Origin of the sequence: Pseudarthrobacter sp. (assembly GCF_036675385.1) — a bacterium.
GTDB lineage: Bacteria > Actinomycetota > Actinomycetes > Actinomycetales > Micrococcaceae > Arthrobacter.
Genome location: NZ_JAKFFD010000114.1, coordinates 1 through 11666, shown reverse-complemented (window position 1 = coordinate 11666; position 11666 = coordinate 1). Strand labels below are relative to the sequence as shown.

The window sequence follows — 11666 nt, the reverse complement described above, 5'->3', positions numbered from 1 at the left end:
ATTGCGGCGCAGGGCAGCGGTTACGGTAGGAACCCGGTTGCGGTAGGAGAAGGTTAGCGGCAGCCGCAAGCGGCGAGCGCCGTGGCGGCTCGATCCAGGGCTTCCCGGTTCCCGGCGGCGCCAGGCTTCAGGTCGTTGCCGATAAAGGAGAAGACCAGGAGCCGGCCGTCGGCGTCCACCACATACCCGCTGAGGGCGATGACCGAATTCAGGGTCCCGGTCTTGGCCCGCACCAGGCCGGCGCCGCGGGCCGTGGAGCCATTGACATAGCGGGTGTCCAGTGTTCCGGTCAGCCCCGCGACCGGAAATCCATCCAGCGCGGCCCGCAAACGCGTGTTGGTCCCGCTGGTGATGGCACGCACCACTTCCGCGAACTGGCGGGCAGAGACCTGGTTGCCCAGCGCCAGCCCGGACACGTCCGCGAGCCGCATGGTGTCCGTAGGGATGCCCAAATCCGCGAGCTGTGCGCGGACTGCTCCGGTGGCGCCGTCGTTGCTGGCGGGCGCCCCCGCAGCCGCCGAGGCCATCCGGCCCAGGACCTCCGCCAGGTAGTTGTCCGAGGTCTGCAGCATGAGGTCCACCTGCTGGCCGACCGTGGCGGACTGGACCTCGGCAAGGACCGCCGGCTCTTCTGCCCGGGGCGCATCGCCCGAGGGTGCGGTGTAACGTTCGACGCCGGCCGCTACCGTGAGTCCCGCAGCGGCACCCGCCGTCTTGAGCTGCGCGGCAAACGCCTCGGCGGCGGTGATTGCTGAGTCCTGCGGGCGGGGGCCGGTGGTCACGGCCGGGTCAAAGCGCGCCGAGTTCAGCGCAAGCGGGTAAAGCGGGGCAACCTCGCCCGCGGCAACGTCCCCGTCTGCCCAGGCAGGGTTCAGCGTTGGGCCGGTGAACAGCGAGTCGTCCACCAGGACCGTCAGCTCGCCGGTTGTTCCTGCCGTTTGGAGCGCGTTCACGGTGGCGGTGGCGAGGGTGGCGATTCCGGCGTGGCCCGTCACCTGGTTGGGCGCGGATTCCCCGGCACCCAGGAGGACGTCGCCCCCGCCGGTGAGCACCACCTGGTTGGCAGCGGGCCCGGCCAGGACCTTGGTGTTGAAACGGTGGTCCGGCCCGATTGCGCGGAGGGCAGCCACGGCAGTGAGCAGCTTCATATTGGAGGCGGGGATCCGGCTCTCCGAACCGCCGCGGTCAAACAGGACCTGGCCAGTGAGCGCATCCTGGACCAGCCCCGTGAAGCTGCCGTCGCCGTCGGGCTTTAACAATCCGTCCAATTGAGCGGCGACCGCGGAGGGCAGCGGCACGGGCGCCGACTCCGTGAGCGGAGAAAGGCCCATTCTGGCGGAAAGCGCGGTGGGGGCCTGGTGCCAGGCGGGCACTTCGGGTGTCGCTGCAGGAGGAGGGCTGACGAAAGCAGGGGCAACCAGCCATGCGGCGGGGAGGGCCAGCATAACGATCACGGCCAGGAGCAGCGCGGTGGGCCAAGCACGCAGTCCGCGCTGGACCGTGCCCCTGAACGCAGCCCTTATCCCTGCGGGACGCGATGTTTCCTTCATGCTGGTGCTGGTCCTCAAGTCCTGAAATTTCCCCGCAAGTTCCTGAAACCTGGGCCTCTCGCTATATCCTCAATAGTAGTCGGCGGCACGGACACCCTTTTTGTTGTTCGTCTCCTGTGCCGCGAACCCCCTGCAATTGCCGAGGAGCATTCCATGAAGCATGACGTGACCATCGAGATCCCCAAGGGATCACGAGTCAAGTACGAAGTTGACCACGAGACCGGCCGCGTCCGCCTGGACCGCGTCCTCTTCACCTCCATGCAGTACCCCACGCACTACGGTTTCTTCGAGAACACCCTGGGCGAAGACGGCGACCCGCTGGACGCACTGGTGCTCCTGCAGGACTTCGATCTGCACCCCGGCGTCATCGTTGAGTCCCGCCCTATCGGCGTTTTCAACATGACCGACGACGGCGGCGGCGACGCCAAGGTCCTGTGCGTCCCGGTTGACGCCCGCTTTGACCACATCCAGGAAATCAGCGATGTCAGCGAATTCCTGATCAAGGAAATCGAGCACTTCTTCACCCGTTACAAGGACCTGGAGCCGGGCAAGTGGGTCAAGGCTGAGGGCTGGGGCGACCGCGCCGCCGCCGAGGCCGAGCTGGAAGCCTCCATCAAGCGTTACGTGCCGGCAGCGCACTAGTCCGCGCGGTCTCAGCAACGCGGGGTCACTTCCCGCCCATTCCATCTCCGGAATTGGGCAGGAAGTGACCTCGCGTTGTGGTTTAAGGTGGAGGGTGAGTTCCGAGCCTTCGAATCCCCCGTATTTTGAACCGCCGTATTTTGCGCCGCCGTGCGGGCCCATCACAGGGTGGCGGGACGGTGAGGTGGTTCGCGCCACCGGCATTCCCTATGCCACTGCAGGCCGCTTTCAACCTCCGGTTGCAGCGTCCGACTGGACCGCCAGCTATGCCGCTACCACCCTCTCGCCCGCCTGCCCGCAGGGCCCCGTTCCGTTCCTGGACGACGTCCTGGGCACCCGGTATGGCGAGCTCCCCGGAAGTGAAGACTGCCAGCGCCTGTCGATCACCGTTCCGGCCGGGCTTGCCGACGGCGAGCAGGTCCCGGTCATGGTGTGGCTGCATGGCGGCTCCTACACGTCGGGCTCCGGTGACCTGGCGATCTTTGACGCCAAGTCCCTGGTGTCCGAGAACCGGGTCATTGTGGTGTCCGTTACATACCGGCTGGGCCTGTTCGGGTATCTGGCCACCGGCACCGGCCGGCCCGCGAACCTCGGCCTGCTGGACCAGCTGGAAGCGTTCCGGTGGGTGCAGCGCAACATCGCGGCCTTCGGTGGGGATCCGGGGCGGGTCACAGCGTTCGGGCAGTCCGCAGGCGGCGACTCCGTAGCCCACCTCATGGCCACTCCGGAGGCGCCGTCCCTGTTCCAGCGGGCCATCATCCAGAGTGCACCGCTGGGGATCACCCGCGGCCGGCACAAGATGAGCCGCGCCATGGGCATCGCCGCCGAAGCCGTCACGGAGGACACCCCGATGTTGGACGTGGTGGACATCGAAGACCACGTGTCTCAGGTGGCCCGGAAGTTTGGCCTGATGGCGGCCATGCCGTTCGGCACCCAGTACGGGCACGCCCCGCTGCCGCCGGAATCACGCGTTGAGGCCGCCTGGAACGCCACGGCCCCGGGCATCGAAGTGCTGATCGGGCACACCTCCGGCGAGGCCCGCCTGTTCCTTCCCCGAAGTCCGGTGGTCAGCCGGCTGGGCAAGGTCCCGGTCCTCGGCGCGGCCGCCGTGCGGGCCATTAACTGGGCGGTGACGGAGGCTGTCTACGGCCGGGCAGCCCGGAAGTTTGCCCGCCGCCACGCCCGCGCGGGAGGCAAGGCCTACAGCTACCTGCTGTCCTGGGGCGCACCGGGAAACTTCTACCGCGCCGCACACACTGTTGATTTGCCGCTGCTCTTCGGAAACCAGCAGACCTGGGCCGCGGCAGGGCTCCTCAAGGGCGCAACCTGGGATGAAATCGACGCCGTGGGCCGCGAGATGCGCCGTCTGTGGGCTGACTTTGCCCGCGGCGACGGATTGGGTGAGACGGGCGGGATTCCCGGCGCGCTGCAGTACCGTGCGGCTCGATGAGGACACTGGGCGTCGATCTGGCAGCGGCGACCAAAAAGACGGCCGTCGCCGTCTTGGAATGGGGTGCTGGCATTGCGCGCCTGGAGCACCTCGCCCTCGACGTGCATGACAGGGAAATTGTGGAACTGTTCGGCGCCAGTTCGATGACCGCGATCGACTGCCCAGTTGGCTGGCCGGACGCCTTCTTGCCGTTCCTGACAGGACACCTGAATTTTGACGCGCATCCAGTCCTGGACCACGACGGCATCGAGGGACGCCGACTGCTGGCCTACCGGGAAACTGACCGCTTCGTCACGGGGCACACCGGGCTGATTCCGCTAAGCGTCTCCGCCGACCGGCTCGCCCACCCGGCCATGCGGTGTGCTGTGATACAGGCCAAGATCGCCGCTGAGTACGGGCCGCAGGCCAGGGACGGGTCCGGCCGCTTAGCCGAGGTCTACCCTGCAGCGTCCCTCAAAGTCTGGGGTCTCCAGGCCCGTGGCTACAAAGGCCGGGGCACTCCTGAGTCCGAGCGTCTTGGTGTGCTTCTGGAGCAGCTGGTCGCGGCGGCGCCGTGGCTGGACCTTGCCGGCAACGAGGACCGGCTGGCTGCCTCTGACGACCTTATTGATGCGGTGATCGCCTCTTTGACCGCCCGCGCCGTGGCGGCGACCCAGACTCTCCGCCCACCGGACCTTTATGCTGCCGCAGCTCTAACCGAAGGCTGGATCCACGTTCCGTCCGGCCAGCTGGCCGATCTCTTGGCCTAGCTGCCTTCCTTTTGGGCCTTCAGCGTCCAGTTCCGGATCTCCTCCGCGTCCTCGCCGTGCGTGCGGGTGTGTCCGCGGGCCTGGATCCGCCGGTCCTGAAGGTCCTGCCGCAGCAGCGAGTGCTTTTCGGCCAGGCCGGGTACGCGGTCAATGGCGTCGATGGCCAGCTGGAAGCGGTCGATCCCGTTGAGCATGGCCATGTCGAACGGCGTGGTGGTGGTCCCTTCCTCCTTGTAGCCGCGGACGTGCAGGCCGTCCTGGTTGGTGCGGCGGTAGGCCAGCCGGTGGATCAGCGAGGGATAGCCGTGGTAGGCGAAGATGATCGGTTTGTCCGGGGTAAAGATGCCGTCAAAGTCCGACGCCGGAAGGCCGTGCGGGTGCTCACTCACGTCCTGGAGCCGCATCAGGTCAACCACGTTGACCACGCGGACCTTCAGCCCCGGGACGCCCCGCTTCAGCAGTTCGGCCGCGGCCACTGTTTCCACAGTAGGCACATCCCCGGCACAGGCCAGAACAACGTCCGGGTCCTCCCCTGGCACCTCCGAACCCGCGAATTCCCAGATGCCCAGGCCGCGGCGGCAGTGGTTCGCTGCGTCGGCCGGGCCCAGCCAGGTGGGCGACGGCTGCTTGCCGCTGACCACAATGTTCACGTAATCGGTGGATGCCAGGCAGTGCTCCATGACCGAGAGCAGCGTGTTCACGTCCGGCGGCAGGTACACCCGGATGACCTCGGCTTTCTTGTTCACCGCGTGATCGATGAAGCCGGGATCCTGATGCGAAAAACCGTTGTGGTCCTGCTGCCACACATGGGACGAGAGCAGGTAGTTCAGCGACGCCACGGGCTGGCGCCACGGGAGCTTGCGGTGGACCTTGAGCCACTTGGCGTGCTGGTTGAACATGGAATCCACAATGTGGATGAAGGCCTCGTAACAGCTGAACACCCCGTGCCGGCCGGACAGGAGGTACCCTTCCAGCCAGCCCTGGCACAGGTGCTCGCTGAGCACCTCCAGAACCCGGCCCGAACGCGCAAGGTGCTCGTCGACGTCGTCAATCCGGTACTGCCAGACCTTGTCCGTCACTTCGTAGACGGCCTGAAGCCGGTTGGATGCTGTCTCATCCGGCCCGAAGAGGCGGAAGTTCTCCATGTTCAGCGAGATAACGTCCCGCATCCACGAGCCCAGGGTGATCATGGGGCTGACCCGTTCGGTTCCCGGCGCCGCGACGTCGACGGCGTGGGCTGCGTAGGCGGGCAGCTTCAGCGGTGTGCGAAGGAGTCCGCCGTTGGCGTGCGGGGTGGCGCTCATCCGGAGGTTTCCGGTGGGCGCATTCGTGGCTACGTCGGGCCTGAGCCTGCCCTCGGCGTCGAACAGCTCCTCCGGACGGTAGGAGTTCAGCCACTCCTCCAGCTGTTTCAGGTGTGCGCCGTTGGTGCGGACTTCCGCCAGCGGGACCTGGTGGCTCCGCCAGGTGCCCTCCACCTGGAGTCCGTCCACTATCCGCGGTCCCGTCCAGCCCTTGGGCGAGCGCAGCACAATCATGGGCCAGTGCGGCGAAGCGCCGCTTCCTGCGGCACCGGCCGCAGTGCCGCCGTCGTCCGCTGTCCCGCCCGCCCCGCCCCGGCGGGAGTCCTGGATGGCGCGGATCCCGGTCAGGCAGGTGTCGACGGCGGCCGCGAAGTCCCGGTGCGCCTGCTCCGTGTCGTTCGGGTCCTCGACGGTCACGAAATACGGTTCGTGGCCGTAACCGCGCAGCAGCTGCTCCAGCTGTTCCTGCGGCATGCGCGCCAGGATAGTGGGGTTGGCGATCTTGTAGCCGTTCAGGTGCAGGATGGGCAGGACGGCACCATCCGCGGCCGGATCCAGGAAGTTGTGCGAGTGCCAGCTCGCCGCGAGCGGCCCCGTTTCGGCCTCGCCGTCGCCGATCACGACGGCGGTGATCAGCTGGGGATTGTCGAACACGGACCCGTAGGCGTGGGCCAGCGCGTACCCGAGTTCACCGCCTTCGCTGATGGAACCCGGGGTTTCCGGCGCCGCGTGGCTGGGAATGCCGCCGGGGTAGGAAAACTGGCGGAAGAGTTCGGCCATTCCTGCCTCGTCGGGGCCCACCTGGCCGTAGATTTCCGAGTACGTGCCCTCAAGCCAGGCGTTCGCCACAACAGCAGGACCGCCATGGCCCGGGCCGGCAACGAAGAGCATCTCCTGTTGGTCCCGGCGGATCACACGGTTGAGGTGTGCGTACACAAAGTTCAGCCCGGGAGTGGTGCCCCAGTGGCCCAGGAGCCTGGATTTGGTGTGGTCCGCAGCAAGGGGTTCCCGCAGCAGCGGATTTGAGCGCAGGTAGATCTGCCCCACGGAAAGGTAGTTCGCGGCCCGCCACCAACGGTCCACAAGGTCCAGTGTTTCCTGCCCCAAACTGTCCTGCCCCATGCTGCCGGCCATGACCATCCTCACGTAGCTGCGCGCCGCCGTCGGCAGCCGAGCCTCCATCGCAACACCTATCGGTACGCTGCACAACCCTGCCCCTGAGGGACTCCTCGCAGACTTGCCTTGGGCCAACTACTAACCGGTAGTCTGTGTTTCACATGTTCACGTTGACCATCAACCAGACCGACAGCCGGCGCGACGGCGACCGCGTCCCTCAGCTGCTGAAGGACCTGCGGCACATACCCGCGCGCCTGGATTTCGACCGGTCGGTGGAGGATGAAGTCCAGGGCATTGTGGACTGCCCGCATCAGGCCGTGGAGGCTGCCCTGATCGCCCTGCGCTGCGGCTCCTGGTACGTGGGGCTCGGCGTCGGGCCGGTCAACGAGCCGCTTCCCAACCAGATCAAGGATGCCTCCGGCCACGGCCTGATCTATGCCCGGCGCGCGGTGGACCGGCTCCGGAACAGCAAGGAACGCATCCCGATTGCCGTGGAAGGACCGCTGGCGGACATCGCCTACGAAGCTGAGTCCGTGCTGCGGCTTTTGGGCCATATTGTGCGGGACAGATCCGGGGCAGAATGGCGCGTCCTGGACCTCATGACCCCCGGCGTCCGCGGACAGCAAAAAGCGGTGGCCCAGGAACTCGGCATCACCACGCAGGCCGTCAGCAAGGCAGTGGCCCGGTCCCAATGGAACGAGGAACACGCTGCCCGTCCCGCCGCCGCACGGCTGCTGGCGCTCATCCTCGAGGTGCGCTGAACGCAGCGAGTTTACGGCGCCGCTACTGCATGGCGCAGATGATCGCCCCCATCGCCGTGAACGTCACGATGTTGTAGCTGGCATTGATGGCGAACAGCATGAGGCTGCGGCGTTCAAAGAGGTAGTGACGCCCAAGGCAGCCGCAACCCAGGCCGCGCCCGCAGCCAGCCCGGCCAAGGCACCGAATCCGGCACCGCCGTCGCCGATAAACGCCGCGAGCACAACGGCCATCACCGCTGCGAGCAGGACCGATCCCACAAAAACCCGCACGGTCCCGTGCTTCAGCTGCTCATCCGTAACACCGGCCTCGCGCTGCCATGCCTTCGCGAAGAGCACAGAGTACCAGAGCCCTCCCACGATGAAGCTCGCCAAGGCGGCCAGCAGCACGGCCAGCCAGTTGATGTTGATGGCCATGGGGGCATCCGCCTTTCAAGGGGGGATAGCCCGATGCTAGCGGCGGAAATCCGTATGGTCTTGTAGAAAAGCCGCACCGCGAGGCGGGCAGGCTGGGCACCCGCTCAGCGGACCGCCGTCGGGGTTTCCAAGGGAACGAAGGTGGCGTAATCGGGGCCGTGTTGGCGGATGAGGCGGAGGTATTCCGACGGCGTGAATCCGCTGAAGCGCCGGAAGGTGCGGATCAGGTGGGGCTGGTCGTAGTAATCGGCCAGGGCCAGGAGCTCGCCGCCGCTTGCACTGCCGGCGGGCAGCTGGGCTGCGGCGTTGACAAAGCGGTAGAAACGGCAGACGTCGGCGTAGCTTTTGGGCGTGATCCCGCAGTCGCGCATCATGATGCGCTGCAGCGTGGACGGGCTGATGCCCAGGCGGCGGCTCAGCTCGGCCACCGGGATGTCCTCCTCTGTCAGCAGTGCCACTGCCGCCTGCGTGCGCTCGTCCACGCGCGTGCGGTGGCGCACGCCGCCAAGGACCCGGGACGTGAGGAAGGCATCAAGCGCCTCGAAGGCGGCGGCCGGATCGGCGTCTGCCAGTCGGTCACGCAGGGCCGAAAATCCGGGCAGGAAGCGGTCCGTGTCCTGCACGGTGCCCTGCAGTTGCGACGGCGGCACGTCAGTCAACGCGGCGATGCCGTAAGGCTCCAGCACAGCCCCGATATTGAACAGTTGCGGCGGGTTTTCGCTGATGAGGTAGCTGCGCTGGACGCCGGAATAGAAGCCGACGGCGACCTCTGTGGCGCCCCGTTCGGTGGTGCCCGGTACCGTCGCGCCCCGTTCAGGCCCCCAGGCCCCGGCCCCGGCAAACGGGTCGATCAGGCGGTATGGCGAGGACAGGTTGAGAATCAGGTGTGCGGATGGCCCGGTAGGATTTTTTCGTACTTCGCAGCCAGAGCTCCGCGCACAAACCAGAAGCGGCTGACGTACGGCTGCAGCCGGGCCGGGGCAGGACACTCCTCGTAGAGCACACCAGCAGTGTACGACCGGCGGGAGTCCAGATGCGGGAAGGCGCCTCAGCGCCCACGCGCGGCCGTGCGCCGAGGAACACCTATGAAGAGGGGACGCCCGGTGGGATTCATTCCGGCAGGGCGTCGCTGTGGATGGGGCTCAGGGCCGCTCGCCTAGGACAGCCGTGGCGTCAAGGCCCGACTGTTCCGCCAGGAGGTGCAGGTCCCTGAGGGTCTGTTCCGGAAGCACCAGCCCGCCTTCAGCCCTGTGGCGGACGTCGTTCCGGTCCTCGATTTCGCCTGGATAGTAGATTTTGGTCGCGTCCTGGGCCAGCGGTGTTGCTTTGACGTCTTCGATCAGTTCCGTGACCCTGGCCTGGAAGTCCGCCGGGGAGCCGAGCGTTGCCACGTCGATTGCGATGAACATATGTCCGCAGCCGCTGGGCTTGTCCGCCATGTAGGGGCCGTTTACTCCCTTCCCTACCTGGCTGCCGGTCAAAGCGCCGGAAAGGATGTCCATCATGAAGGAGATGGCGTAGCCCTTGTGGCCGGCCATCGGCAGGACCACGCCGTCGATGGCGGCAGCGGCGTCGGTGGTCCGCGCGCCATCCGGAGTCAGCGCCCACGAATCAGGGATAGCTTCGCCGCGCTGGCGCGCCAGATAGATTTTGCCGCGGGCCACAGCAGTGTTGGCAATGTCGACGGCGACCGCAGAGTCGCCGTAAGGGGCGGCGATAGACCATGGATTGGTGCCGATCAGTTTCTCCCGACCGCCCCACGGCGCCATGGCCGGGGAGGCGTTGGTAGTGAGGATGGCCACGCAGCCATCGGCGGCAGCGCGGCGCGTGTAGTACATCGCCGTCCCAAAATGGTTGGAATTGCGAACGCCCACGGCCCCGACGCCGTGCGCTTTGGCGCGGGCAACGGCCTCAACGCGGGCCCGTTCGGTGATGACCTGGCCTATGCCGTCCTTGCCGTCCAAAAGCAGGAGTGCGCCGGTATCCACCAGCGTCTCGGGTTCGGTCACCGCGCTCATGGCACCTTTTCGGATGCGCTCGACGTACCACGGCAATCGGAGTACGCCGTGGGACTGGTGCCCCCAGAGGTCGGACTGGACCAGGCTGTCCGCCACAAGATCAGCGTCGTCCTGCGGAACACCATGCGCGAGGAGGATTTCGGCGGCGAGGCCGGCAATGTGTTGCGGGACCAAATGGTCCCGGCTGACCTTCGGTTGCGTAACCGGCATCGGTTGTGTCCTTTCATGGAGCAGGCGGCACCGTCTTTGGCGACACACCATACTGTACATCTATATGTATACAATAACATGAACAGCAGTCCGAGAGAAGGAGAAAATGATGTTCAGCCTTTGGGTATCCCTTGAAGTCACCCCTGAAGGACGCGAGGAATTTCTCAAGGCCATTACAGAGAATGCCCGCGCGTCAGTTCGCGACGAGGCAGGCTGCTTCCGGTTCGACGTCATCGAACTGGGAGATTACGAGTCCAACCGTTTCGCGTTCTACGAGATCTATCGGGACAAGGACGCGTTTGAGAAAGAGCACAAGCAGGCTCCCCACTACTTCACCTACCGCGACATCGCTGCCCGCGTGGTGGTTCCGGGCAGCCAGGTCAACGTGGGCGGCGAATTGCGCAGTTCGTTCAGCTGGTCCGAATAGGCACTAGGAAACCAGGTCAACATCCCCGCCCCGGGCGTCGCGCCCCGGGGACAGCAGGGCCCTGAAGATCGCTTCATCAACGTGCACCAGGTGGAGCCGCAGTGCCTCCGCGGCGGCTGCCGCATCGCCGTCAATAATAGCCCGGCACATGCCCCGGTGCTCCTCGATGGCATCCATCAGCCGGTCCCGGTCCGCATGTGCAATACGCCGCAGCCGCGCCGTGTGGGGGCGGAGCTCGCGGATCGCTCGCGACAGATGCTCGTTGGGAGTGCAGTCATTCAAGACCGCGTCGAACTCCTCTGCCAGCACGCGGTACTCGTCAATGAAGTCGTTGGCTTGGGGCTCGTTGGCCAGCGCGGCAAACCTGGCCTCGATCCCACCGAACGTTTGGGCGATTTCTGGATTGGCCGAGGCCTCCTCGACGACCATCCGGATCGCCGCGGGCTCCAGCACCCTGCGGTAGTCAAACAACTCCCGGACGCTTCGCAGCGATATTCGCGCAACCGTTGCGCCCACACGGGGAGCTATGTTCACCAGCCCCTCGGCAGCCAGCCGGCGGAGCGCCTCGCGCACCGGGGTCCGAGAAGCGCCCGTGTGGTCCACAAGCATGAATTCGGTCAGGGCCTGACCGGGCTGGAAGTCGCCGTTTTCGATCTCCGACTTGAGTCGAAGGTAAACGGACTCTGTTTTGCCCAGCGGCTTCGCGCCATCGTGTTCCACCATGCGTCCCAGTATATGTCCCGGACTGCGTACGGTCTTGTGCACAGCATTGTATACATGTAATCTTTGTGTGTGCCCAGTCACTACCGCCCTCCGCGGGTCCCACTTTGTAATTAGTAAGGAGCAATGATGCTCGTAGCACTCGGCTTTCTGATGATCGCCTTATTCATGTATCTAGTCATGGCCAAGAAGGCCACGCCCATTGCCACCCTGATCCTCGTTCCGCTTGCCTTCGGCCTGTTCGCAGGTGCCGGACTCGGTATCGGGGACATGGTGATGGAGTCTGTTGGCAAGCTCGCCCCCAC

The 11666-nt window shown here is 66.0% G+C and carries 11 protein-coding genes and 1 pseudogene; 6 read left to right on the top strand and 6 right to left on the bottom strand.

The window, feature by feature from the left end:
* Nucleotides 1-53 precede the first annotated feature (53 nt).
* A complete protein-coding gene (dacB, locus tag V6M49_RS09105; protein ID WP_332760917.1) occupies nt 54-1550 on the bottom strand; it encodes a D-alanyl-D-alanine carboxypeptidase/D-alanyl-D-alanine endopeptidase in 1497 nt (498 codons plus the stop codon).
* A 153-nt stretch (nt 1551-1703) separates the two neighbouring features.
* Between dacB and V6M49_RS09100 the strand changes: the two genes are divergently transcribed.
* The 3 genes from V6M49_RS09100 to V6M49_RS09090 all read left to right on the top strand — a co-directional run bounded on the left by V6M49_RS09100 (nt 1704) and on the right by V6M49_RS09090 (nt 4391).
* A complete protein-coding gene (locus tag V6M49_RS09100; protein ID WP_056347687.1) occupies nt 1704-2192 on the top strand; it encodes an inorganic diphosphatase in 489 nt (162 codons plus the stop codon).
* Between the two features lie 94 nt (nt 2193-2286).
* Nucleotides 2287-3642: a carboxylesterase family protein gene (locus V6M49_RS09095; RefSeq protein WP_332760916.1), complete on the top strand. Its 1356-nt coding sequence runs from the start codon at nt 2287-2289 to the stop codon at nt 3640-3642.
* Nucleotides 3639-4391 carry a DUF429 domain-containing protein gene (locus V6M49_RS09090; RefSeq protein ID WP_141139126.1) on the top strand — a complete coding sequence of 251 codons (753 nt, stop codon included), beginning with the start codon at nt 3639-3641 and terminating at the stop codon, nt 4389-4391. The genes V6M49_RS09095 and V6M49_RS09090 overlap by 4 nt, the downstream gene beginning before the upstream one ends.
* On the opposite strand, the gene V6M49_RS09085 is transcribed toward V6M49_RS09090, so the two are convergent.
* The gene (locus V6M49_RS09085; RefSeq protein ID WP_332760924.1) at nt 4388-6829 is read right to left on the bottom strand and encodes a phosphoketolase family protein; all 2442 of its coding nucleotides are present in this window, start codon (nt 6827-6829) and stop codon (nt 4388-4390) included. The two genes, V6M49_RS09090 and V6M49_RS09085, sit on opposite strands and share 4 nt — an antisense overlap.
* A 143-nt stretch (nt 6830-6972) precedes the next feature.
* Between V6M49_RS09085 and V6M49_RS09080 the strand changes: the two genes are divergently transcribed.
* Nucleotides 6973-7572, top strand: a complete 600-nt coding sequence (locus tag V6M49_RS09080; protein ID WP_141139125.1) for a hypothetical protein — start codon at nt 6973-6975, stop codon at nt 7570-7572.
* A gap of 63 nt (nt 7573-7635) precedes the next feature.
* Here V6M49_RS09080 and V6M49_RS09075 read toward each other — a convergent pair whose 3' ends face one another.
* The 3 genes from V6M49_RS09075 to V6M49_RS09065 form a co-directional block, all read right to left on the bottom strand.
* Nucleotides 7636-7986: a DUF1761 family protein gene (locus tag V6M49_RS09075; protein WP_332760915.1), complete on the bottom strand. Its 351-nt coding sequence runs from the start codon at nt 7984-7986 to the stop codon at nt 7636-7638.
* A 104-nt stretch (nt 7987-8090) separates the two neighbouring features.
* Nucleotides 8091-8672, bottom strand: a complete 582-nt coding sequence (locus V6M49_RS09070; RefSeq protein WP_332760914.1) for a helix-turn-helix domain-containing protein — start codon at nt 8670-8672, stop codon at nt 8091-8093.
* A gap of 456 nt (nt 8673-9128) precedes the next feature.
* Nucleotides 9129-10214: an Ldh family oxidoreductase gene (locus V6M49_RS09065; protein WP_332760913.1), complete on the bottom strand. Its 1086-nt coding sequence runs from the start codon at nt 10212-10214 to the stop codon at nt 9129-9131.
* Between the two features lie 106 nt (nt 10215-10320).
* On the opposite strand from V6M49_RS09065, the gene V6M49_RS09060 reads away from it, so the two are divergent.
* Nucleotides 10321-10641, top strand: a complete 321-nt coding sequence (locus V6M49_RS09060) for a putative quinol monooxygenase (RefSeq protein ID WP_210412385.1) — start codon at nt 10321-10323, stop codon at nt 10639-10641.
* Between the two features lie 3 nt (nt 10642-10644).
* Here V6M49_RS09060 and V6M49_RS09055 read toward each other — a convergent pair whose 3' ends face one another.
* On the bottom strand, nt 10645-11364 hold the full coding sequence (locus tag V6M49_RS09055) for a GntR family transcriptional regulator (protein WP_141139122.1): 720 nt from the start codon (nt 11362-11364) through the stop codon (nt 10645-10647).
* 126 nt (nt 11365-11490) lie between these two features.
* Here V6M49_RS09055 and V6M49_RS09050 point away from each other — a divergent pair.
* Nucleotides 11491-11666: pseudogene (locus V6M49_RS09050) on the top strand (citrate:proton symporter); the annotation flags it as partial.